The organism is Tessaracoccus luoxuelianae (assembly GCF_055326245.1).
The window spans coordinates 336700-358413 of record NZ_JBUZNO010000004.1 but is presented as its reverse complement, the minus strand read 5'-3'; the positions used below and the strand labels follow the sequence as shown (position 1 = coordinate 358413).

At 68.2% G+C, this 21714-nt stretch carries 22 protein-coding genes; 9 read left to right on the top strand and 13 right to left on the bottom strand.

Going from position 1 to position 21714, the window contains the following annotated elements; translation table 11 throughout:
* Window positions 1-21: 21 nt before the first annotated feature.
* Window positions 22-1470: a threonine/serine exporter family protein gene (locus tag ACZK39_RS08515; protein WP_459054668.1), complete on the bottom strand. Its 1449-nt coding sequence runs from the start codon at window positions 1468-1470 to the stop codon at window positions 22-24.
* 274 nt (window positions 1471-1744) lie between these two features.
* Here ACZK39_RS08515 and ACZK39_RS08510 point away from each other — a divergent pair, with 274 nt between their 5' ends.
* Together ACZK39_RS08510 and ACZK39_RS08505 are read left to right on the top strand one after the other, a co-directional pair.
* Complete coding sequence (locus ACZK39_RS08510; RefSeq protein ID WP_459054669.1) at window positions 1745-1876, top strand: hypothetical protein; 132 nt, start codon at window positions 1745-1747, stop codon at window positions 1874-1876.
* Window positions 1873-2364, top strand: coding sequence for a tRNA (cytidine(34)-2'-O)-methyltransferase (locus ACZK39_RS08505; protein ID WP_459054670.1), 492 nt, complete (start codon window positions 1873-1875; stop codon window positions 2362-2364). The genes ACZK39_RS08510 and ACZK39_RS08505 overlap by 4 nt, the downstream gene beginning before the upstream one ends.
* 7 nt (window positions 2365-2371) lie before the next feature.
* Here the strand turns inward: ACZK39_RS08505 and ACZK39_RS08500 are convergent, their stop codons facing one another.
* On the bottom strand, window positions 2372-3250 hold the full coding sequence (locus ACZK39_RS08500; protein WP_459054671.1) for a fructose bisphosphate aldolase: 879 nt from the start codon (window positions 3248-3250) through the stop codon (window positions 2372-2374).
* Window positions 3251-3420: 170 nt separating this feature from the next.
* Here ACZK39_RS08500 and ACZK39_RS08495 point away from each other — a divergent pair, with 170 nt between their 5' ends.
* The 3 genes from ACZK39_RS08495 to ACZK39_RS08485 all read left to right on the top strand — a co-directional run bounded on the left by ACZK39_RS08495 (window position 3421) and on the right by ACZK39_RS08485 (window position 7541).
* Window positions 3421-3624, top strand: coding sequence for a hypothetical protein (locus ACZK39_RS08495; RefSeq protein ID WP_182783783.1), 204 nt, complete (start codon window positions 3421-3423; stop codon window positions 3622-3624).
* Between the two features lie 78 nt (window positions 3625-3702).
* Window positions 3703-4092, top strand: a complete 390-nt coding sequence (locus tag ACZK39_RS08490; protein ID WP_459054672.1) for a hypothetical protein — start codon at window positions 3703-3705, stop codon at window positions 4090-4092.
* A gap of 68 nt (window positions 4093-4160) precedes the next feature.
* Window positions 4161-7541 carry a PPi-type phosphoenolpyruvate carboxykinase family protein gene (locus tag ACZK39_RS08485; RefSeq protein ID WP_182783779.1) on the top strand — a complete coding sequence of 1127 codons (3381 nt, stop codon included), beginning with the start codon at window positions 4161-4163 and terminating at the stop codon, window positions 7539-7541.
* On the opposite strand, the gene ACZK39_RS08480 is transcribed toward ACZK39_RS08485, so the two are convergent.
* The gene (locus ACZK39_RS08480; protein ID WP_459054673.1) at window positions 7522-8187 is read right to left on the bottom strand and encodes an HAD family hydrolase; all 666 of its coding nucleotides are present in this window, start codon (window positions 8185-8187) and stop codon (window positions 7522-7524) included. The two genes, ACZK39_RS08485 and ACZK39_RS08480, sit on opposite strands and share 20 nt — an antisense overlap.
* A 211-nt stretch (window positions 8188-8398) precedes the next feature.
* Here ACZK39_RS08480 and ACZK39_RS08475 point away from each other — a divergent pair, with 211 nt between their 5' ends.
* The 4 genes from ACZK39_RS08475 to ACZK39_RS08460 are packed head-to-tail and all read left to right on the top strand — an operon-like array spanning window position 8399 to window position 12678.
* Window positions 8399-9100 carry a hypothetical protein gene (locus ACZK39_RS08475; protein ID WP_182799441.1) on the top strand — a complete coding sequence of 234 codons (702 nt, stop codon included), beginning with the start codon at window positions 8399-8401 and terminating at the stop codon, window positions 9098-9100.
* Window positions 9079-10227: a CbiQ family ECF transporter T component gene (locus tag ACZK39_RS08470; protein ID WP_370586074.1), complete on the top strand. Its 1149-nt coding sequence runs from the start codon at window positions 9079-9081 to the stop codon at window positions 10225-10227. The genes ACZK39_RS08475 and ACZK39_RS08470 overlap by 22 nt, the downstream gene beginning before the upstream one ends.
* Window positions 10224-11783: an ABC transporter ATP-binding protein gene (locus ACZK39_RS08465; protein ID WP_459054674.1), complete on the top strand. Its 1560-nt coding sequence runs from the start codon at window positions 10224-10226 to the stop codon at window positions 11781-11783. The genes ACZK39_RS08470 and ACZK39_RS08465 overlap by 4 nt, the downstream gene beginning before the upstream one ends.
* Complete coding sequence (locus ACZK39_RS08460; RefSeq protein ID WP_459054675.1) at window positions 11773-12678, top strand: ECF transporter S component; 906 nt, start codon at window positions 11773-11775, stop codon at window positions 12676-12678. Before ACZK39_RS08465 ends, ACZK39_RS08460 begins: the two co-directional genes overlap by 11 nt.
* Here the strand turns inward: ACZK39_RS08460 and dprA are convergent.
* The 10 genes from dprA to ACZK39_RS08410 all read right to left on the bottom strand — a co-directional run bounded on the left by dprA (window position 12675) and on the right by ACZK39_RS08410 (window position 21686).
* On the bottom strand, window positions 12675-13787 hold the full coding sequence (gene dprA / locus ACZK39_RS08455) for a DNA-processing protein DprA (protein WP_459054676.1): 1113 nt from the start codon (window positions 13785-13787) through the stop codon (window positions 12675-12677). The two genes, ACZK39_RS08460 and dprA, sit on opposite strands and share 4 nt — an antisense overlap.
* Complete coding sequence (locus tag ACZK39_RS08450) at window positions 13784-15322, bottom strand: YifB family Mg chelatase-like AAA ATPase (protein ID WP_182799437.1); 1539 nt, start codon at window positions 15320-15322, stop codon at window positions 13784-13786. The genes dprA and ACZK39_RS08450 overlap by 4 nt, the downstream gene beginning before the upstream one ends.
* Window positions 15316-15687: a YraN family protein gene (locus ACZK39_RS08445; RefSeq protein ID WP_182799561.1), complete on the bottom strand. Its 372-nt coding sequence runs from the start codon at window positions 15685-15687 to the stop codon at window positions 15316-15318. Before ACZK39_RS08445 ends, ACZK39_RS08450 begins: the two co-directional genes overlap by 7 nt.
* A 69-nt stretch (window positions 15688-15756) precedes the next feature.
* On the bottom strand, window positions 15757-16068 hold the full coding sequence (locus tag ACZK39_RS08440) for a DUF2469 domain-containing protein (RefSeq protein WP_182783763.1): 312 nt from the start codon (window positions 16066-16068) through the stop codon (window positions 15757-15759).
* Window positions 16065-16697: a ribonuclease HII gene (locus ACZK39_RS08435; RefSeq protein WP_459054677.1), complete on the bottom strand. Its 633-nt coding sequence runs from the start codon at window positions 16695-16697 to the stop codon at window positions 16065-16067. Before ACZK39_RS08435 ends, ACZK39_RS08440 begins: the two co-directional genes overlap by 4 nt.
* Window positions 16697-17467 carry a signal peptidase I gene (gene lepB / locus ACZK39_RS08430; protein ID WP_182799435.1) on the bottom strand — a complete coding sequence of 257 codons (771 nt, stop codon included), beginning with the start codon at window positions 17465-17467 and terminating at the stop codon, window positions 16697-16699. Before lepB ends, ACZK39_RS08435 begins: the two co-directional genes overlap by 1 nt.
* A gap of 133 nt (window positions 17468-17600) precedes the next feature.
* Window positions 17601-17951: a 50S ribosomal protein L19 gene (gene rplS / locus ACZK39_RS08425; protein ID WP_182799434.1), complete on the bottom strand. Its 351-nt coding sequence runs from the start codon at window positions 17949-17951 to the stop codon at window positions 17601-17603.
* Window positions 17952-18268: 317 nt separating this feature from the next.
* The gene (locus ACZK39_RS08420) at window positions 18269-19027 is read right to left on the bottom strand and encodes a succinate dehydrogenase/fumarate reductase iron-sulfur subunit (protein ID WP_182783755.1); all 759 of its coding nucleotides are present in this window, start codon (window positions 19025-19027) and stop codon (window positions 18269-18271) included.
* Window positions 19024-21039, bottom strand: coding sequence for a fumarate reductase/succinate dehydrogenase flavoprotein subunit (locus ACZK39_RS08415; protein ID WP_463613059.1), 2016 nt, complete (start codon window positions 21037-21039; stop codon window positions 19024-19026). Before ACZK39_RS08415 ends, ACZK39_RS08420 begins: the two co-directional genes overlap by 4 nt.
* Entirely contained in the window at window positions 21039-21686 is a 648-nt protein-coding gene (locus tag ACZK39_RS08410) for a succinate dehydrogenase cytochrome b subunit (protein WP_370586086.1), read from the bottom strand. Before ACZK39_RS08410 ends, ACZK39_RS08415 begins: the two co-directional genes overlap by 1 nt.
* Window positions 21687-21714: the final 28 nt, after the last annotated feature.

Sequence of the window (21714 nt, the reverse complement as noted above, 5' to 3'; positions counted from 1 at the left end):
GCCGCTGCAGACGGACGGCTGTCAGGTTCGTCCCTGCTGACCTCGGCGCAGGGACGCCCGCAATGCCAGCCGCGCCAGTTGCTCAGTCGGTTGGGCAAGGTGCCGGCCGAGGGTGGAGCCGACGGAGCTACCGAGGGCCAGCATGACCCCCGTCACAGCGGCGAGAAGAAACAGCTCTCCGGCCGTGTCACCGGGCTCCACCGCGGGCATCCCGACGACAAGGTGGAATAGGCCGCGGTAGAGGATCAGGCCGGGCATGAGGGGCACGATGCCGACGGTCACGATCGCGATGGCGGGCAGGCGCATCCATCGCCCGACGGGGTGGGCGAACACCGCCACGACGGCGGCCGCACCCCCGGCCGCGACCGCATAGTCGCCGCCGACGAGCGGCAACAGCAGCAAGTACACCATCCACCCCAGGCCGCCCCCCATGCCGGCTACCAGGGCCCCACGAGGGCCGAACCTTCCGAACAGACCCACGGCGGTGGCGAAGATCGAGGCCGCGGCGACCTGCACGGCGGGGTGGTGCGGCGGTATGGACTCCGGCGCCAGGTATGCGGGCACCCCCAGCCGCACGCCGAGCCACAGCACGGCTACGACGCCGAGGATGAGCCCGCCCGTGCGCATCACCAGGTCGACGATGCGCGCGGCGGCGGTGATGTAGTAGCCGTCCAGTGCGTCCTGCGCGGCCCCGACGACGCCCAGGCCGGCCAGCATCGTGACCATGCCGGCGGCCACCACCAGCGACGGCGACAGTGCCCACAGGTCGGTGACGCCCTGGGACCGCAGGAACATGAGGGCGATGGCCAGCATCATCGGGATCGCCCCCGCCACGACCTGGGCATAGAAGTAGGACGCGTTCGTCCGCGCGAGCCGCGCGGTGACTTCGTGCACCAGCAGGGTGGCGAGCCCCGCCACCCCGATCTCCAGTGGCACACCACCCAGGAGTGCCGTGATGCTGGCGCCTTGGGTGAAGGCAACCAGTGCGGTCACCCAGCGCCGGTAGACGCCGGCTCGCGACTGCCACAGGACCAACTCCTGAGTGGCCCGGTCGACCGACCGCTCTCCCCGCGCGACTGCGCCCACGACCGATTCCAGGTGCGCGAGGCGTGCGTAGTCGCGGTCGAGCGCCGGCACCGTGCGGAACAGGTTCAGCGGGATGCCCTCCCTGTCGGCCTCCGTGCACGCCACTGTGACCGCTGTGTAGGTGACGTCAACCTGGAAGCGGACGCCGTGTGCCAGACCGAGCCGCAGGATCATCTCGGTGGCTTGGGACGCCGACGCACCGGAAACCAGCGCGGTCGCCCCGACCCTGGTCGCCAGGGACACGAGGGGAAGCCGGTCGGGGGCGACCTCGGGTTCGGCCTCGGGCTCGCTTGCCTGTGCCCGTTCGCGCAGCAGGCGTTCCACCCACCATCGGCGATGCGGGTGGCCGGTCTCCGGCCGCGGGACAGGAGCGGGCGCACTCATGGTGCCCCCCCTTTCCGTCGGGGACAGTGGAGGCGAAACGATCAACCACATTACCGGCCGGGTGCCGCCTGCGTCGAACAAGTGAGTTCACGGCTGCCCGAGCCCTGCCGCAGGACGCCGGCCCAGAGGCGATGCGCCGTCGACTATTGCGGGCGTCTCAGGGAATGATCACGGTCAGCGCTGGAGTCGTCTCGCCGCCCGCACGAACGGCTGCCGGAAAACCCACCTCGCCCCTCCCCGCGGGCCGGCTGCCGGCCGTGGGTTAGCATCCTTCATGACCCCATACCTGGAGACCCGACGACTCGTCCGGACGTTCGTGGCTGAGTGGCCGGTCCGAATCGATGGCGACGAGGACGGCGACGTCGAGTATGCGCTCACCCTCCACCAGTGGCAGGTAACGCCTTGACCGCGACAGACCCCAGGACCCGGCCGCTGCGCATCCTCTTCCACGCGCCCCAGATCCCCAACAACACGGGCGCGACGATGCGGCTGGCGGCTGTGACCGGCGCCGAACTGCACCTGGCCCGACCACTCGGGTTCGACATGGACGACGCCAAGCTGCGCCGCGCCGGCCTGGACTATCGAGACGAGGCCGCCACCTTCGTCCACGAATCGCTGGCCGCCGCCTACGGCGCTCTGCTGCCGGCGCGCGTGTTCGCCTTCACCGCCCACGCCGAGGATGCCTACACCGACGTGTCCTACGCGCCCGGGGACGTTCTCCTCTTCGGTCCCGAACCCACGGGACTGGCCGCTGACGTGTTGGCCGATCCTCGCATCACCGAGCGCGTGCGTATCCCGATGCGGCCCGGAATGCGTTCACTGAACCTGGCCAACGCCGCCGCCATCGCCGTCTACGAGGCGTGGCGCCAACTTGGACACCACGGAGCCGCCTGAGCGTGCCTCAGGCCATGGACGCCGCGTAGATCTCCGCGATGGAGCTGCCCAGGACCCGGTCGAACTCCTCGTCGGACTGATTGATGTTCAGACCCTCCATCAGAGCGCGCGCAAAGCTGGCCACCACGCCGTGTTGCCTGGCCAGGCGCTCCGTGGCCTCCGCGCGGGAGTACCCGCCCGAGAGCGCGAACACGCGCAGCACCCGCGGGTGCGCCACCAGGTCCGCGTACAGGTCGTCGTGCTCCGGCAGGGTGAGCTTCAGCATGACCCGCTCCCCCTCAGGCAGGTCGTCCAGACCCACCGCGAGCAGATCGTGGACATGCCGTTCTGCCTCCGCCTTGTGGGGTGAGGTGATGTCCACCTCCGGCTCCAGGATCGGCACCAGACCCGCGGCGAGGATGCGGCGTCCGAGGTAGAGCTGCTGCGCGACGGCGGCCTCAGCCCCCGCCCCCGGTGCCCGCACCACCGACCGCATCTTCGTGCCGAAGACGCCCTTGGCGAGTGCGTCGGCAAGCACCTCGTCGAGTCCGTCGATGTCCTTCATCAGCTGGGCTCCGTCGCGCTCCTCCACCAACCCCTTGTCCACCTTGAGGATGGGCACGATGTGCTTGGCCTCCCACAGGTATTCCGGCGTGGGACGGCCGTCCACCTGACGGTCCACGGTGTGGGCGAAGAGGATGGTGGCGAGGATCCGGTCGCCGTCGAAACTGGGACTCGCCATGATCCGGGAGCGCATCGCGTGCACCTTCTCGAACATCTCGGCCTCATCGACCCACGCCTCCACGCCGTAGCGCTGCAGCGTCCGTGGCGTGCTGCCGCCGCTCTGATCCAACGCGGCCACGAAGCCTGGGGCCTCGGCCATCTTCTGATACTGCTGCTCGAACATGTTCAGCCTCCTCGTCACACTGCGAACGTGAGGGGGGCGGCAGGCGGTCGGGCGTCGTCGCCCGCTCTCTCTTCTTCAGTCTCCCACCGCCGGGCCGCGGGTGGGCTGAAACCGCCGCACGCGGTCTGCATTGGGGGTAGCGTCGATCCCCCAGCAAGAGGAGCGAGGCCATGATGAGCACCCACCCGGACGATGAGGTCTACGACCCTGAGATCCACCCGAGCCAGGACATCCTGGACCCAGATGCCGGCCCAGGACACAGCGTGCTGGATCCCGACGCGGGCGGGCATCAGCACCATCCCACCTCGAGCGAACTGCCGGGAGACTCCCTGGGTGGGCTGACCAACGCGGAGAGCGAGTCCCGCTTCGATTGATCTTTCGCGGGCCCGGCCACGTCGCCGGCCACCGGCCAGGCGCTACCGTTGGAGAATCGACGACGAAGGGTGACCATCATGGGTTTTCTCGACAAGCTGCTGCGGCGCGACACCGGCGACGACGACGGCGAGGTCATCCTGTCGCCCTTCAGCCCGGAGAGCGTCCGGCCCTACCTGAGCGATCTCATCGAGGCGCTCAGCGCCCTGACCGAGGCCATGGACTCAGAGGGTGCGCCCCTGTCCAACCCGGGGTGGCGTGGGCGGCTGCACGACCTTCGTGAGGCACACGGCGGGTTGCGCATGCTGGCCAGGCGCACGAACTTCACCAAGGAGGACCTGTACGAGGAGTTGACGTGCGTCAGGCCCCTCTACCGTGGTGATCCGCCGAAGGACTTCGCCCACCTCGCCCCACTCAACGACCGGGTGGTCGAGGCCATCGAGTCGGTGCACCGGGCCGCCGCATCCTAAAGGAGGTCAATCGCGCTTGAGGGGGGACCCCCGCTTTGTCCGGACCAGTGCGAAGTCCATAGTGAACCATGGCGACTTTCGCGGACACCGCAGCTATCAACCTCCGCCTCGGCCTGCTCGGGCTCCCGCTGCCCTCTGAGGGTGCGGCCGGGCGCGCAGTGGATCTGGTCCGGCCCATCCTGGCGCGGCAACGCGAACTCAACAGGCGCCTCGCCCACCGGCTACCCGCCGTCGACACCCGAATCCAGAACTTTCTCGATTCCTACCTCGACGGAACCGGGGCCCAGCCCTGCCTGCCGCGACAGACCCTGGTACTCGATCAGGCCGGGCTGGCACGCGAGATGTCGCTGCCCGTCGACGGTGACACGTTCACCTCGGAGCTCCTCACCAGCTACCGCCTCGTCAACGGCATCCTGCACAACCCGGCCAACGACCGTCGCACCACCAAGGGCGTGTTCCACATCGCCGAGGGTGGCCTCCCCATTCAGGACGACAAGATCGCGGTTCCCCGCGGTGTCTTCGGGCGGTTGATGGAGCAGGCGTTCCTTCCGCCCGACGAGGCCATGGTGCTGCCCTACACCGCCGCGCAGCCGGATCAGCCGAAATGCTGGGTCTCGCTGCTGCTGCGCCCGATCGTCGTCCCAGCCGTGCCCGGCTACACCGTCGAACGCCGGATGGAGACCCGCTTCATCGCACCAGCCACGTTGATGGCAAACCTCGACTTCGTGGAGGGCATCTTCGGCAACGGCGGCGACCCCTACCTGCCGGAGAACGACGGCTCGCTCAACCCCGCCGAGTGGACCGGGCACACCGGCCTCGTGGTCCTGGCCCCGCACCTCACCCGGCTCACCAAGAAGGAACTGGGGCTCCCCCACTACGACGACGCCAGCCAACGCCAGCGCCGCGACGGGATGTGCTGGCGCGACGAGAACGAGCTGTACAACAACGGCTCCGCGTTCAAAGCCTGCGCCAGGGACGAGCGGGGCGTCATCGTCACCGTCATCGCGGACAACTACTTCGGCTACTGCAAGAAGGAGGTCAAGGCGCAGATCAGCTATTCGGCCAACCTCCTCGGCATGGTCGAGGAGGAGCATTCGGGCGGCGCCATCACCTTCCCCCGCTACAACCTTGGCCAGACCTACACCCACACCTACGGGGACCCGTCCTACCGCCTGGACGACGTCATCGCCCGGAACCCGGAGCGCTTCGCGCGGCAACCGGAGGGGCACGCCCTGGACCTTGAGCAGCCACACATCGTGCTCGTGCCGGAGTTGGCCACCTTCTCCCTGCGCGACAGCACCATCACCTGGGGCAGAGACGGAGCTGCGAGCACGATCGCACTGCGGGCCGACACCTATTACGTCAGCCCCGACGGCTACGTCGTCGAACTGGCCCACATCGAGGCCGACGGCGCCCAGTGGACGCTGCTCGGCACCTCCCCCATCGCCACGTCGTGCCACAAGCCGGCCACGGTCTCCGGGGGCGGCAAGTCCGAGATCTCAAAGTCCATCACGGACGCGTTCGTGTTCGGTAACGCCTACGTGGCGGACTTCGTCGAGGACATGGCCCAGGTGGACGCCATCGTGGTCCGCGACTTCTCGCAACGCTTCCTCGATCCCGCCGCCGCCGATTTCCGCCCGCTCCTGTCCGATGAGCGCTCCGTGGGCAGCGTGATCAAGCTGCTCACCCCGAGCCCCGACTACACCGACGAGTACAACGCCTGGGTGGAGTCCATCCCACACCACATCAAGGAACTGGTGTTCGTCGTCAAGCGCTTCTACCGCCCCGAGTGGGGCGGCGAGTGGGCCCCCCACTTCTCGGTGGGGCGCATCAACGGACGGGCGGGGCACGCGCTGCGCCTCGACGGCGACAAGATCACCGTCAACATGCTGCGCGTGGGATTCGCCCCTGACGGGTCTTGGCGCCTGTTCGGCCTCAGGCACGACTTCCACCCCGCCGCGAAGGTGCAGACAGAAGACGACATCACCGCCAGCATCGTGGTCCCAGGCACGGTCGCCGGGCGCGAGGACGGCCTGTCGAGGAAGTACGTCACCAACTGCGAACAGCTCCTGTTCCAGCGGCCCGACGATGCGATCCACCGCGGCTACGACAGGCAGGCAGAGTTCGACATCGCCGGCGGCGCCTTCCTCAGCAACTTCGAGCCGTTGACCACTGCGGACGCCCGCGAGCTCGTCGACGACGCCATCGCGTTCTCCACCTTCTCCAAGCCCATCCAGGAGCTGATCCGGAGAGTGGCCAAGGGCGGCGAGGGGGTCCCCGGCTACTTCGTCTCCTCGGCGCACCCGCGGCTGATCAACGGCGCGCGGTCCAAGAATCCCCGCTACCTTCAGGTCCGACAGGACATCGCCCGTCCCAAGGAGACGGTGCTGGCCGAGATGGTGGCACGGCTCCATCGGAGGCTGGCCATGGCCGAGCCGCTGCGTCTCCCCGTGGACGTGGTGGCGGCGGGTCGGCGCAACAACGCGGCGGAGGACGGCGTGCCGCCGCTGTGCGCCTACGCCCCGCTCCACTACATGGAGTTGCCCGAGCTGTTCATGGAATTCATCTCGTCGATGACCGGCAAGTCGCCTTCGACGACGGGGGCCGGTTCAGAGGGCGCGATGACCAAAGGTCCGTTCAACGCCCTGCCCTCGGTGATCGACCTCAACGCCGCGTTCCTGTCGTTCGCGCTGACCGGCTACGACGGCTGGCTCTCCAGCGCCGGTGTGATCGGCCCCAACGTGCGGGTCGATCACGACATCTCGCTCCTGGTGCCGGAGGTGTTCTCCCGGATGACGCCCGAGGAGCGAGACGCCCGATGCCTCATCGCCGAGGGTGCGCTCGAGCAGGTCCCTGACTTCGAGCATGAGGGCGAGCTCATCGAGGCCAGCCGGCTCGGCTACCGCATGACGTCGAAGTTCCAGGCCAAGTACTTCGGCCGGATCTTCATGCACCCACACGTGGTGTTCTCGGAGAACATGCTGCAACCCGAGTTGCAGGACGTGGCGGCCTACGTCGCCTCCGTGCGCACCATCGTGACCACGCACAAGCGGGTCGCCCAGTCCTACCTCGACGACGGCACGGTCGCCCTGGCCGTTCCGCCGATCAGGGCGCTACTGGAGATCATGGCCACCGGCGAGTCCGACGGGATGACCCTGCACGACGAGCGGTTCCGCCGCCTCTTCGACCGCGAGGACGTGCTGTCCTCGGCGTGGTACCGCGCCCGGTTGGAGTCGCAGAGCGAGTCGGACTCGACGCACCAACGCAACGCGGTGGCGGCCATGACGAAGTTCATCGAGGAACCCACCAATGCTGCGGCGGCGGAGCGGCTCGGCATCGGCCAGCGGATCGACGCGATGAAGGCACGGCTGGAGACGTCCACCCGCCCCGGCGCAGCTGAGGAACTCGCCGGCACGCTCGGCCGTCAGGTCACGTGGCAGCTGGGATGAGCGTCTCGACGAGCTCGGGGGTGAGCTCGTTGAGACTCCCGAGAACGGTCGTCCGGGCGAGGAGCTCGGCCGCCGGCGGGTGGAAGTGCGGGGGGACTGCCACCACGGCCATCCCCGCGGCCAGCGCCGAGAGGAGTCCGTTGGGCGCGTCCTCGACGGCGACGCTGAGCCGGGGATCTGCCCCCAGGAGTTCGCAGGCGCGCAGGTAGCCGTCCGGGGAGGGCTTCCCGCGTGCCACCTCCTCGGTGGACACGGTGGCCGTCAACACGTCAGTCAGGCCCATCACCTCCACCGCCGCGTCGATCAGCAGCCGTGGCGACGAGCTCGCGATCGCCACAGGGCAGAGCTCGGCCATGCGCCGGACCGATTCCACAGCGCCTGGCAGCAACGTGATCCCGCCACGATAGTGCTCGGCCATCGCCTCCACCGTGAGCCGGGCCGCCTCCTCGGGCGCGACGGGCAGCCCCACAGTGTGCACGAGGAAGGAGCTCCACTCCTGGGTGCTCATCCCCATCATCGCCTGGGTGGCGCCGTCGGGCCACGGGAGGCCGGCGTCAGTCGCGAGGCCGCGCCTCACCACGTCCCACACGGCCTCAGTGTCGGTCAACGTGCCGTCCATGTCGAAGACGAGGGCCTGGGGCAGCATGCGCGCTCCTCGAGGGTAGGGGTGAGGCCCAGCCTAGCGGTGGGGTAATGTGTCGCCGTTGGCAGGTGAATCCGGTGCGATCCCGGAACTGTCGCGCAACCGTGAACCCACCTGTGGGGAGTCGGACCGCCGGTCAACACAGAGGTCGTTTCACTTCCGTCGCGAACCAGCGGAGAACCCTTGGCCGACGGACCAACGGATAGAGGTCCACATGTCCCCCATCACCACGCGCCGCTGGGCGCTTCCTCTCGCTGCCCTGCTGGCGGTCGGGCTCTCAGGCCTCGCGCCCCACGCATCGGCCGACGAAACGGCAGTGGCCTGCGTCGATGCCGGCAACGTCTGGGTGCACGTGGAGCACGAAGAGGTCACCGGCGCCTGCGCCACCGAGTTCGCCACCGCCACCGAGGCCATGGTCAGCACCGGGCTGGCGGCGGACCAGGGAGCGTTCTTCATCACCGTCGACGGCGTCACAGCCGAGGACCCGCAGTGGTGGAGCCTGTGGACCGCGTCGGTCGAGGACGGGCAGCTGGGCGAATGGGTGTTCGCGCAGGTCGGTGCCGGGGATCTGGTGCCCGAGGCCGGACAGGTGATCGGCTGGCGCCTCCTCGAGGACTACAACCAGCCGCAGGAAGCCCCTCAGTTCAACCCCCTCTCCGATGAGGCCGCCGAGCCTGAGGACTCCTCCGCCGCACCGTCGGAGTCCGTCCCAGCAACGACACCCGATGCCTCCTCGGCCGCACCGGATGCGTCGGCGTCCCCCATCGCCTCGGCGGATGCCTCCGCGCCGGCCACGGACGCCGAAGACGACGAGCCCGCTTCTGGAGTGCCCACCGGCACCATCATCGGGATCGGCGTGGTGGTGGCCCTGGCCGCCGCCGGTGGCCTGGTGTGGTGGCGACGCCGCGGACAGTGATGTCGCGGCCGAGGCTGCCGCGCCAGCTCCACCCGTTCTCGTGGTGGGCCTGGGCGCTGGCGCTGGCAGCTGCCGCCTCCATGACCACCAACCCACTGCTCCTGACGGGGCTCATCGCCGTCGCCTGCGTAGTCACCCTCTCCAAGCGGGGCGACAGCCCGTGGGCGAAGTCCTTCTCGCTCTACCTGTGGTTGGCCCTGTTCATCGTGGTGCTGCGGGTGGTCTTCCGGATCATCTTCGGCGGCGGCGACGGGCCCACCATCCTGTTCACGCTGCCGGAGGTGCCCCTTCCCTCCTGGGTGACGGGCATCCGGTTGCTCGGCCCGGTGTCGCTTGAATCGCTCCTCGCGGGGCTCTATGACGGATTGAGGTTGGCCACGATCGTGGTGTGCATCGGTGCGGCCAATGCCCTGGCCAACCCCAGGAAGTTGCTGGCAAGCCTGCCCGGCGCCTTCTACGAGGCCGGCACTGTGCTCGTCGTGGCTGTGAGCGCCCTTCCCCAACTCGGTGAATCCCTGCAACGTGTGCTGCGCGCCCGACGACTACGCCGCAGCCCTGACGGGACCAACCGACGGGCGAAGCTGCGCGCGGTTGAGACCATCATCGTTCCCGTTCTCTCCGATGCGCTGGAGCGCTCACTCTCCCTCGCAGCATCGATGGATGTCCGGGGGTTCGGCCGGGCAGGCACCTCCTCGCGGGGCCAACGCAGGCTGTCGCTGGCTCTCGGCCTGCTGGCCATGATGCTGCTGGCGGTGTGGTCGTTCCGGTTCCTGGCCCGTTCCCCTGACTATCCGGTGTTCGGGATTCCGCTGCTGGCAGCCGGCCTCCTCCTGGGCGGTCTGGCCGCCGCTGCCGCTGCGCTCCGGGTCTCGGGGGCCTCCGTCCGCCGCACCCAGTACCGGCCCATCCCCTGGAGTGTGGATGAGAGCCTCGTCCTCGCCTCGGGCGTGGGCGCCGCCGCGGTCGTGAGCTGGGTAGGGTCGGGAGACGACGCCGCCGTCCTCTTCCCAACGCTCGTCCCGCTGGCGTGGCCGACCCTCACACCCCTCCTCGCGGGAGCACTTGCGGTGGCGTTCCTCCCCGCTCTCCTGGCGCCGGAACCGGTCACGGTGAGGACCGCCCGATGATCAGTTTCGACGACATCTCCTTCCGCTACGCCGCCAACGACACCCTGAGGCTCAACGGTGTGAGCTTCACCATCGACGAGGGCGAACTGTGCCTCGTCGTCGGCCCCACGGGGTGCGGTAAGTCAACGCTGCTCGGCTGCATCAACAACCTCGTCCCCCGCTTCACCGGAGGGGTGCGCACCGGCCGCATCCGGATCGACGGCCGCGACACCACCTTTCTCCCGCCCCGCGAGCTCGCCACGACGGTGGGCTACGTGGGCCAGGACCCGCTGGCCGGTTTCGTCACCGACACCGTCGAGGACGAGATCGCCTACTCCATGGAACAACTCGGGTTCGCCGCTGTGGAGATGCGGCGCCGCGTGGAGGAAACGCTCGACCTGTTGGGCATCGCCGAGCTGCGGTCGCGGGCGCTGCGCACCCTCTCCGGAGGCCAACAGCAGCGGGTGGCGATCGCCAGCGTGCTGGCCAGCTCACCGAAGGTTCTCGTCCTGGACGAGCCCACCTCCGCACTGGACCCGATCGCGGCGGAGGAAGTCCTGGCGATCATCAGCCGGTTGGTGCGGGATCTTGGCACCACCGTCGTCATCGCCGAGCACCGCATGGAGCGGGTGATCGAGTTTGCCGACAGCGTGCTCCTGGTGGGACGCACGGTCCTGCATGGCCCCACTCGGGACGTGCTGGAACTGTCTCCCATCAAACCGCCGCTGGTGGAGCTCGGCGCCAGGCTGGGATGGTCGCCCCTCCCCCTGACGATCCGTGAGGCGAGGCGTCCAGGCTCCGAGCAGCGCCGCGCATGGCTCGAGCTCCCCCCTGCGCTTCCCACGGCACCGCCCCCGGGGCGGCGCGTGCTGGCCGGCCACGGCCTCGTGGTCCGGTACGGCGAGACTGTCGCGGTGTCCGATGTCGACCTCAGCCTGCACGCAGGAGAGGTGACGGCCCTGATGGGGCGCAACGGCTGCGGCAAGTCCAGCCTGATGTGGGCCCTTCACGGCGCGGGACGCCGTGACGCCGGCCGAGTGACCCTCACGGATGGGGCCAGGGTCGCCCTCGTCCCGCAGACTCCGACCGACCTGTTGTACCTGGCCACCGTGGAGGCGGAATGCCTGGCCGGCGATCAGGCCGCCGGGCTCCCGGAGGGGACAACCGCGGCCCTCCTCCGGCGCCTGGTCCCAGGCATCGACCCCCAAGCCCACCCCCGCGACCTTTCCGAGGGGCAGAAGCTCGCTGTGGTGCTGGCCGTGGAACTGGCGGGCAACCCCCCAGTGGTGCTGCTCGATGAACCCACCCGAGGCCTGGACTACGCGGCCAAGGCCGTGCTCGCCGACATCGTCGCCGCGATGGCGGCCGAGGGCCGGGCCGTGATGATCGCCACCCATGACGTGGAGATGGTGGCTCAGAGCTGCTCCCGCGTGGTGGTGATGGCTGAGGGCGAGGTGGTTTCGGACGGGCCCACCCGCGACATCCTCGCCGGCTCGGCGCTGTTGGCCACGCAGGTGGCCAAGGTGGCCAATCCGATCCCCATCCTGACAGTGCAGGAGTACCTCGATGCGCGATGAATCCACCGTGACGATTCCCGCTCCGCTCGTCGGCGTCCAGCTGGGCTGGCGGACCTGGGCGGTGATAGGCGCCTCATCCCTGTTAGGGCTGTTCGCGATCGGATGGCCTCTCCTCATCCCTGCCATCGGGGTCACCCCCCAGCACACGGGCGACGCGCCGTTCGTCTTCGCCGCCCTGCTTCCGGTGGTGCTTCTGCTGGTGGTGGCCCAGGTGAGCGAGGGCGGCCTCGATGCGCGGTCGCTGGCTGTGCTCGGCGTGCTGTCCGCCCTGAACGCGGCACTCAGGCCGGCGCTGGGCCCCGGCACGGCCGGCCTGGAGTCCGCCTTCTTCCTGTTGATCCTTGCAGGGAGGGTCTTCGGCCCCGGGTTCGGCTATCTGCTGGGCTTCCTGTCGATGTTCGCCTCCGCGCTGCTGACGGCCGGGGTGGGGCCGTGGTTGCCGTTCCAGATGTTGGGGGCCGCATGGATCGGCCTGGGGGCGGGGCTGCTCCCCAAGCGGGTGCGGGGCGGGGCCGAGGTGGCCATGCTGGGCGCCTTCGGCGTCATCTCCGCCTACGCTTACGGCGCGCTGATGAACATGTGGTTCTGGCCGTTCATCACGGGGATCGACGGTGGCGCGGGCAGCCTCGACTACGTCGCCGGAGCCCCGATGACGGAGAACCTGGCCCGGTTCGGCTGGTTCACCCTGATCACGTCCACCGGAGGTTGGGACACGGGCCGGGCGATCAGCACACTGCTGGCGATCGTGCTCCTCGGGCGCCCCGTCCTCGTCGTCCTGAGGCGAGCCTCTGGGATGGGACGGATCGTGGCGGGGAGTCGTCTTCAGGCCGGGACGACCGAAGGGCTCGTCTCCGCCCGGGAGCAGCTGTCCCCTGCCACCGCCGAGAGGGTTTAGCGACAGCGCCCCGGGAGGCGGAAACCGCCTTCCTCCCCTTCCGCCAGCCAACCGGATTCGACGAGTTCGGCCGCGTTGGCCAACGCCTCCACCATGGTCTGGCCTGTGCGGGCCGCCAATTCCGATGCCGTCACCTCCTCGCGGGTGTGCACGGCTTCCCTGATCTCCCTGAGCGGTGAGGCCAGCGTGTCCATCGGCCGGTTCGCCCCTCTCCCGGAGGGCTCCGGCGCGGTTCCGAGGGGGGCCAGCAGCGCAAGGATCTCCTGGGCGGTGGACACCAGCACCGCCTCGCCGTCGCGGATGAGTCGATGGGGTGTGGCTGACAACGACGAGGTGATGGGCCCAGGCACTGCCATCACGTGACGCCCCAGCGCCAGGCCCCAGGAGGCCGTGTTCTTCGCCCCGGAGCGCGAGGAGGCCTCGACGACCACCACGGCTTCCGACAGGGCTGCGATGAGCCGGTTCCTGGCGAGGAAGGCGTATCTGGTGGGCCGAGCCCCGGGGGGGAGCTCGGAGAGCAGTGCTCCGGATCCTGCCACCGCCTGCGCGAGGCGCGCGTTGGCGGTGGGGTACGGGTCATCCAGTCCGCTGGCGACCACAGCGGCCGTGAGTCCCTGGACCCCCAGGGCGCCGCGGTGGGCGGCCGCATCCACCCCGAAGGCCAACCCGGAGATGACCGGAGTGCCTGCTGCCGCGAGGTCTGCGGCGAGTGTGATGGATGCTTGCTCCCCGTACGAGGTGCAGGCCCTGGCCCCGACCACAGCCACGCCACCCTCCAGGCCCTCCAACGAGGCGCCGCGTACCCAGAGCCCGAGCGGCGGCCCGGTCTGCCCAGCGACGTTGGCCCTGTAGAGGTCACCGAGCCGGGCGGGCCACTCCTGGTCCGAGGGGATGAGAAAGCGGGCCCCGCACGCCGCGGCCGCACGCTCCACGAGGCCCGTGTCCACCAGGGCTGCCTTGCGTGACAGCGCCCCACCGTCGGGTTGCGCCAGGAGGCCGCGCCACACGTCCACTGCGCCGAACTCCTCCACAGCCTTGACCAGCGGGGGCGAGCCCAGGGGCTGGAGGGAGCAGAGACCCATCCGGGCCGTGCGTTCAGTGACGCTCATGCGGCGCCCCTCCGCTGCTCGCCCTGCCTGAGGTGGAGCGCGGCCCGCAGCTCACGGCTGCCCACCCTGTCCCGGCCGGCGAGGTCCGTGAGGGTCCAGGCCAGCCTGATCACCTTGTCCACACCTCGGGCGCTGAGCACACCCCTCTGGAGCGCCGTGTTCAGCACGCCGAGATCCGTCGGGAGGCTCAGCTGCTGGCGGAGATAAGGGCCCGGCACCTCACCGTTGGTGGACCACGGCGTGTCTGCAAGGCGGCGACGCTGCCTGTCACGGGCCTCCACCACCCGCGACAGCACCGTGGCGCTGGACTCGGCGCTGCCAGAGGCCACGTCCAGCAGGACCCTGTTGATGCCCGCCATCTGGTGCTTGATGTCGATTCTGTCCAGGATGGGCCCGCTCATCCGCTCCTGGTACCGTCGCACTCTCATCGGATCGCAGGTGCACTCCATGCCAGCCACGCCATGGGAGCCGCAGGGACACGGATTGGCGGCCATGATGAGCTGGAATCGGGCAGGAAACGTGGTGGTGTGCCTGGCCCTGCTCACCGTGATGGTGCCGTCCTCCAGGGGGGTCCGCAGGGCGTCGAGTTTGGCACCGAAATCTGGAGCCTCATCCAGGAAGAGCACGCCACGGTGCGCCATCGAGATCGCCCCGGGTTTGAGTTCGGAAGTGCCGCCACCCACGAGCGCCACCGGGGTCACGGAGTGGTGCGGGTCCGCATAGGGTGGCCGTTGGATGAGCCCTGTGAGCTCCCGGCCGGCCAGGGAGTGGATGGCGGAGACCTCCACCGCCTCCTGTTCCGCCAGGTCCGGGAGGATGGATGGAAGGCGGGCCGCGAGCATGGTCTTGCCCACGCCTGGAGAGCCATGGAGGAACAGGTGGTGCCGCCCGGCGGCAGCCACCTCCAGGGCGAACTTGCCGTCCTGGTGACCGACGACGTCTGCCAGGTCAGGGGTGAAGCCCGCGGGGCCTTCGAGGGGAGGCGAGGACGCGGGGGCGGCCTCAGTGGGGTTGAAGACCGGCTTGCCCTCCAGCAGATCGACAACCTCGGCAAGCCGGCCGGCCCCCCACACGGTGAGGCCCGGCACGAGGGACGCCTCAGCCTGTTGACCCGCAGGCACGATCGCCCGTTCGAATCCCGCCTTGGCCGCCGCAAGCATCGCGGGGAGCACCCCGCGGACCTTGCGGATCCGGCCATCCAGGCCCAGTTCGCCCACCAGGACTGTGCGGGTGTCCGAGACGAGTTCCATCTGGCCCTCCGCGATGAGCGCCGCCACGGCGATGGCCACGTCGTAGTGGGTGCCGGCCTTCGGGAGGCCCGCAGGCGACAGATTGATGGTGACCAGCCCCGGGGGCCAGGACAAGCCGGTGGCCAGGACGGCTGCCCGCACCCGCGCCTTGGCCTCGCTCAGCGCGGCGTCGGGAAGACCCACCAGCTGAACTCTCGGCAGCCCGCCTCCCTTGGCGGCCTCAACCTCGACAGGAAAGCCGTTGATCCCGGACAGTGCCACCGACCACACCCGTCGGCCTACCATTCGTCGATCCCTCGAGCGTAGGTGAACTCGCATTCGCCACCGCGCGGCCAGAGCACGCCGATGCCATCCACGCGGATGAGCTTGGGGCGCAACCCTGACTGCCTGACGTACAGCGCGGCAAGCCTGCGCAACCGGCAGGCCTTCGCGTAGGTGATGGTCTCAATCGGCGAGCCGAAGCCCAACCCTGAGCGTGACTTCACCTCCACGACGACGAGCGTCTTCCCGTCCGGTTCTGCTGCGACGATGTCGATCTCGCCCTCGCGGCAACGCCAGTTGCGTTCCAGCACCCGCCAGCCGCGGGCTTCCAGATACTCCACGGCCTTGTCTTCGCCGCGGCGCCCGAGGGCCTGTGTTGGGGTTTCCATGGCCACCACCTTCCGATCCCTTGATCGGAAGCGACACCACCTCAATCCCGTTATCCACAGGTGGTGGGACTACTGGTTTTCGGGCACCTGCAGATCCGAGTGCGCGATCTCCTCGATGGACACGTCGCGGAACGTCAGCACCTTCGCCGACTTCACGAAGCGGGCCGGGCGGTACATGTCCCACACCCAGGCGTCACCCATGGAGACCTCGTAGTAGACGTCACCGCCCTCAGTGCGCACCTTCAGATCCACGGCGTTGCACAGGTAGAAGCGCCGCTCGGTCTCCACGGCGTAGGTGAAGATGCCCACCACGTCCTTGTACTCGCGGTACAGATCGAGCTCAAGCTTGCTCTCGTATTGTTCTAGATCCTCGGCGCTCATGGTTCCATCACTCTAGCCGTTCTCGACACGTTGTCGAAGCACCACCGGTGGATCGCGGAGGGTCCGTGCCGGTCCAGCGCAGACTGGTGGACCGAGGTGCAATACCCCTTGTGGACGGCGAACCCGTATGCCGGATATGAAGCGTCGTGAGCCACCATGATGCGGTCGCGCGTCACCTTCGCGATGATGGAGGCCGCGCTTACGCAGGCGGCCACCTTGTCCCCCTTCCACATCGCCAGCCCCGGGACGCCCAGTCCATCGACGGCGAATCCGTCGGTCAACACGAAGTTGGGTGCCACATCCAGCCGGCCGACCGCCCGTCGCAGCCCCTGCAGGTCTGCCTGGTGCATGCCCAGACGATCGCACTCATCGGCCTCGACCACCGCCACTGCCACGGCCGTGGCACGGCGGGTGATCTCCTCGAACAATCGTTCGCGCGTCGCCTCGGACAGCACTTTGGAATCATCGAGGCCGACGATCGGGCGGCCCGGGTCCAGAATGACCGCCGCCGCCACAAGCGGACCGGCGCAGGCTCCCCTGCCTGCCTCGTCGGCGCCCGCCACCGGCCCCAGGCCCGCGCGCACCAAAGCCCGCTCGTACCCGTAGGCACCCCGTCCGAGCCGGATCATCAGCAGCCGGGCTCCACATGGATGAGCTCGGGCTCCTCGGGCGCGGGCTCCACGGCAGCCGGGACTTCCGTGAAAGTCTCAGGGAGCGTAAAGGTGGCGAGCCGGTCCAGGGGGGACACGATGGCCACTGCGGCGCCCACCACCTTGCTGGTGGGCACGAAGGCACTCTCCCCCGGGTTCTGCGAGACCTCCGCCAGCCGGCATCGGGAATCAGCCGACGCGTTGCGGTGGTCACCCATCACGAAGAGCCGGTCCGCGGGCACGACGATGTCGAAGGGGACCGTGACCGGCGCCACCTGAATGCCCTCCTCGCTGTAGAGGTAGCCCGTCTCGTCGAGGACCGAGCCGTTGACCTCGATCTTCCCGTCCTCGGTGCTGCGCACATGATCTCCAGGCATCCCGACCACCCGCTTGATCAGGTGTTCGGTGCCGGAGCTGGGCAGCACTCCCACGAACTCGAGCGCGATCTTGACGGGATTGGTCGACGGGGTGCTGGGCCCGAGCCAGGATCCTGGGTCCTCGAACACCACCACGTCGCCGCGCTGGAAGCCACCGAACTTGGCAACAAGTACCCTGTCGTTGACTTTGAGGGTGTTCTCCATGGAGCCGGACGGGATGACGAACATCTGCCCGACGAAGGTGCGCAGGAGCGTGGCGATGACGACTGCGCCGATCAGGATCAGCACGCCCTCGGTGAGCCACCCTAGAAGCTTCCGTCCGAAGCTGCGGTGCGCCGGGGCGTCTTCGAGCGAATCGGTCGTCGAGTTCAAGAGTTCAGTCCTTCGGGGGCGGAGCGGCAGGCGCTCCCCAGAGCATACCGCGAGTCCTCACGGGGCCCGGACACGACGAACCGCCGGCGGCCACGGGCCACCGGCGGTTGCATTGCTCGAAGGGAGTGAGCGATCAGTAGCGCTTCTCCTTGATCTTGGCGGCCTTGCCGCGGAGGCCGCGCAGGTAGTACAGCTTGGCACGACGCACGTCTCCACGGCGCTCAACCTCGATCTTCTCGATGATGGGGCTGTGCAGCGGGAAGGTGCGCTCGACGCCGACGCCGAAGCTCACCTTGCGGACCGTGAACGCCTCCTGGACGTCACCGGCGTTGCGTGCGATGACGACGCCCGCGAAGACCTGCACGCGGGATCGCGCGCCCTCGACGACCTTGACGTGCACCTTCACCGAGTCACCGGCGCGGAAGTCCGGGATGTCGTCGCGAAGCGAGGCCTTGTTGACCTGCTGGATCAGCTGGTTGGTCATGTGTGAACCCTTCCGTCAGTGCCACAGGTCACCGCGGTTTGATCTGACCGGACGGCCACAGACAGTCCCCCAGTGGCAGGAGCTGCGACGAATCCGGGCTGCCCGGGTATGGGCAACGACTAGTCATTATGGCAGACGACGACGAGGCCGGAAAATTCGCCCCTCTCCCCTGCCTCCAGAGCGGCGACTGAGGTGGACTGAGCATCACGAAGGGCCCGGGCTGAGTGCCCGGGCCCCTCGCGATTGTCTCGATGCGGACTCGCCTGGCGGCTCGTCCTTACTCAACCTGAGTTTCTGTCGCTTTCAGCGGCAGAAACTCACTTCCCGTCCTTCTTGAACATGGCGGAGATCAGGTCCCTGTTGAGCGCCGAGATCGACTCCAGCGGGATGCCCTTGGGGCACACCGCGGCGCATTCGCCGATGTTGGTGCAGTTGCCGAAGCCCTCTTCGTCGTGCTGCGCCACCATGGACTTCACCCGGCGGTACCGCTCGGGCTGGCCCTGGGGCAGCATCGCCAGGTGCATGATCTTCGCCGCGGTGAAGAGCATGGCGGAGCTGTTGGGACAGGCCGCGACACACGCGCCACAACCGATGCAGGTGGCATTGTCGAAAGCCACGTCGGCCTCCCGCTTCGGGGCGGGAGTGGCGTGGGCGTCCGGCGCCGAGCCGGTGTTGGAGGAGATGAAACCGCCGGCCTGGATGATCCGGTCGAACGAGGTGCGGTCGACAGCGAGGTCCTTCAGCACCGGGAAGGCGCCCGCCCGCCACGGCTCGATGTCGATGGTGGCCCCATCGGCGAACGAGCGCATGTGCAACTGGCAGGTGGTGGTCCGGACACCCTCCGGGGCGCCGTGGGCGATGCCGTTGATGACGACGCCGCACATGCCGCAGATACCCTCGCGACAGTCGTGGTCGAAGGCCACCGGCTCCTCGTTGCGTTGGGTGAGGTTCTCGTTGAGCAGATCAAGCATCTCCAGGAAGGACATGTCGTCCGACACGCCGTCCAGGTCGTACTCGACCATCCGGCCGGCTGCACCCGGGCCGGCCTGACGCCAGATACGTAGCTTGAGCTTCACTTGTAACTCCGTTGCTTCAGTTCGATTGCCTTGTAGATCAGCGGCTCACGGTGCAGCACGGGCTTGCCGCCCTCGCCGCCCCATTCCCAGGCGCCGACGTAGAGGTACTCGTCGTCGTGACGCAGCGCCTCTCCCTCTTCGGTCTGAGACTCGCCGCGGAAGTGACCGCCACACGACTCACGCCGGTGCAGGGCGTCGACACACATGAGTTCGCCGAGCTCGAAGAAGTCCGCCACGCGACCCGCGCGCTCGAGGGCCTGGTTGAAGTCCTCGTTGACGCCGGTGACGCGCACGTTCTTCCAATAGTCGGCCTTGAGGTCCTGGATGAGGCCGATGGCCTTCTTCAGGCCCTCGTCGGTGCGGTACATGCCGCAGTACTCCCACATGATGTGGCCGAGTTCCTTGTGGTACGAGTCCACCGACCGGGTGCCCTGGATGGACAGCAGCGTGTCGATCCGTTCCTGGGCAGACTCCCGCGCCTCGACGACGGCGGGGTGATCATCGGCGACCTTGTCGAACGGTGCGTCGGCCAGGTAATCGTTGATCGTGTTCGGAAGGACGAAGTAGCCGTCGGCCAGGCCCTGCATGAGCGCCGAGGCACCCAGGCGGTTGGCGCCGTGGTCCGAGAAGTTGGCCTCACCGGTGACGTACAGGCCGGTGATGGACGACTGCAGATCGTAATCCACCCAGAGACCGCCCATGGTGTAGTGCACAGCCGGATAGATGCGCATCGGCGTTTCGTAGGGATTTTCACCCGTGATCTGCGCGTACATGTCGAAGAGGTTGCCGTACTTGTTCTCCACCGTCTTCTGGCCCATGCGGTTGATCGCATCGGAGAAGTCGAGGTAGACGCCACGGCGGACCTGGCGTTCGGTGCCGTCGGCATCGCGCTCAGTGACGGCCGGACCCACACCGCGACCCTCGTCGCACATGTTCTTGGCCTGCCGGGAAGCGATGTCGCGGGGAACCAGGTTGCCGAACGCCGGGTAGATCCGCTCCAGGTAGTAGTCGCGATCCTCCTCGGCGATCTGCCGGGGATCCTTGGCGCAATCCTCGGCCCGCTTCGGCACCCAGATGCGGCCGTCGTTGCGCAGCGACTCGGACATGAGCGTGAGCTTGGACTGAGTGTCGCCGTGCACAGGGATGCAGGTGGGGTGGATCTGCGTGTAGCAGGGGTTGGCGAAGTAGGCGCCCTTGCGGTGGGCACGCCACGTGGCGGTCACGTTGCAGCCCATGGCGTTGGTGGAGAGGAAGAAGACGTTGCCGTAGCCGCCGGTGGCGAGCACGACGGCGTCAGCGGTCCACGTCTCGACCTTGCCGTTGATCATGTTGCGGGTCACGATGCCGCGGGCACGACCGTCGACGACGATGATCTCCACCATCTCGTGGCGGGCGTACATCTTGACAGTGCCGGCCGCGATCTGGCGTTCCAGCTGCTGGTAGACACCGATGAGGAGCTGCTGACCCGTCTGCCCGCGGGCGTAGAAGGTGCGCTGCACCTGCACACCGCCGAACGAGCGGGTGTCCAGCAGGCCGCCGTACTCGCGGGCGAAGGGGACGCCCTGGGCCACGCACTGGTCGATGATGTTGGCCGAGACCTCAGCGAGCCGATACACGTTGGTTTCGCGGGCGCGGTAGTCGCCACCCTTGACCGTGTCGTAGAACAGGCGGTGCGTGGAGTCGTTGTCGTTGCGGTAGTTCTTGGCGGCGTTGATGCCACCTTGAGCCGCGATCGAGTGGGCGCGACGAGGGCTGTCCTGGTAACAGAAGTTGAGGACGTTGTAGCCCGCCTCGCCGAGCGTCGCGGCAGCAGCGCCGCCGGCAAGGCCGGTACCGACGATGATGACGCTGAGCTTGCGGCGGTTGGCCGGGTTCACCAGGCGGGCCTGGAACTGCCGGGTCTTCCACACCTTGTCGATGTCGACGCCGGTGGGCGCCTTCGTGTCTGCGATATCCGCGCCCTCGACCCAGTGCTGGGTGCTGACGGCAGGAGCGGTGGTGGTTGCGGTCATCAGATACCAACTCCAAAGAGAACGGCCAGAGGCATGATCATGAAGCCGACGAAGAGGACGACGGCCACGATCATGGCCAGGGCGTTGAGCACTGAACGGGTCTGGGCGCTGGTGTTGCCGCCCAGCGTCGTGAAGGCGCTCCAGAAGCCGTGGCGGATGTGCATGCAGATGAGCACCATGCACACCGCGTACAGCGCCACCATCCACCACTGCTCGAACGCTGCCAGCACCATGGTGTGCGGCTCGTCGGCGCTGCCGCCGAAGGATCCGGGCACGATCGTGAACTGGATGAGGTGGAAGATGAGGAACGCCGCGACGATGATCCCGCCCCAGCGCATGGTGCGCGAGGAGTAGGTCTGCACCTTCTTCTGGCTGTTGACGTACTTCGTGCCACGGTTGCGACGCGTTTCCATGGAGAGCGTGTAGGCGGACCAGATGTGAAGGATCACGGAGAGGACAAGGGCGGACCGGAAGATCCAGATGAACCATCCGGCCGGAAGGACGGGATAAAGGATTCCGCCGTCTTCGGTGGTCCCCTTCAGCCAGTGGGCATAGTGATCGAAGGCCTCGGGACCGAGGAACATCTTCAAATTGCCGTACATGTGCACGAGGAGGAAGGCGATCATGATCAAGCCGGTCACTGCCATGATGACCTTCTTGACGACCGTGCTTCGC

Coding starts and splice junctions, on each gene's coding strand:
- ACZK39_RS08435 (WP_459054677.1), bottom strand. CDS start 16,697: ATGATCCGGCTCGGACGGGGTGCCTACGGGTACGAGCGGGCTTTGGTG.
- ACZK39_RS08480 (WP_459054673.1), bottom strand. CDS start 8,187: ATGCTGCCCCAGGCCCTCGTCTTCGACATGGACGGCACGTTGACCGAC.
- ACZK39_RS08495 (WP_182783783.1), top strand. CDS start 3,421: ATGATGAGCACCCACCCGGACGATGAGGTCTACGACCCTGAGATCCAC.
- ACZK39_RS08485 (WP_182783779.1), top strand. CDS start 4,161: ATGGCGACTTTCGCGGACACCGCAGCTATCAACCTCCGCCTCGGCCTG.
- ACZK39_RS08515 (WP_459054668.1), bottom strand. CDS start 1,470: ATGAGTGCGCCCGCTCCTGTCCCGCGGCCGGAGACCGGCCACCCGCAT.
- ACZK39_RS08500 (WP_459054671.1), bottom strand. CDS start 3,250: ATGTTCGAGCAGCAGTATCAGAAGATGGCCGAGGCCCCAGGCTTCGTG.
- ACZK39_RS08475 (WP_182799441.1), top strand. CDS start 8,399: ATGTCCCCCATCACCACGCGCCGCTGGGCGCTTCCTCTCGCTGCCCTG.
- ACZK39_RS08415 (WP_463613059.1), bottom strand. CDS start 21,039: ATGACCGCAACCACCACCGCTCCTGCCGTCAGCACCCAGCACTGGGTC.
- ACZK39_RS08490 (WP_459054672.1), top strand. CDS start 3,703: ATGGGTTTTCTCGACAAGCTGCTGCGGCGCGACACCGGCGACGACGAC.
- dprA (WP_459054676.1), bottom strand. CDS start 13,787: ATGAGCGTCACTGAACGCACGGCCCGGATGGGTCTCTGCTCCCTCCAG.
- rplS (WP_182799434.1), bottom strand. CDS start 17,951: ATGACCAACCAGCTGATCCAGCAGGTCAACAAGGCCTCGCTTCGCGAC.
- ACZK39_RS08440 (WP_182783763.1), bottom strand. CDS start 16,068: ATGAGCGCCGAGGATCTAGAACAATACGAGAGCAAGCTTGAGCTCGAT.
- ACZK39_RS08410 (WP_370586086.1), bottom strand. CDS start 21,686: ATGGCAGTGACCGGCTTGATCATGATCGCCTTCCTCCTCGTGCACATG.
- ACZK39_RS08465 (WP_459054674.1), top strand. CDS start 10,224: ATGATCAGTTTCGACGACATCTCCTTCCGCTACGCCGCCAACGACACC.
- ACZK39_RS08450 (WP_182799437.1), bottom strand. CDS start 15,322: ATGGTAGGCCGACGGGTGTGGTCGGTGGCACTGTCCGGGATCAACGGC.
- ACZK39_RS08510 (WP_459054669.1), top strand. CDS start 1,745: ATGACCCCATACCTGGAGACCCGACGACTCGTCCGGACGTTCGTGGCT.
- ACZK39_RS08445 (WP_182799561.1), bottom strand. CDS start 15,687: ATGGAAACCCCAACACAGGCCCTCGGGCGCCGCGGCGAAGACAAGGCC.
- ACZK39_RS08460 (WP_459054675.1), top strand. CDS start 11,773: ATGCGCGATGAATCCACCGTGACGATTCCCGCTCCGCTCGTCGGCGTC.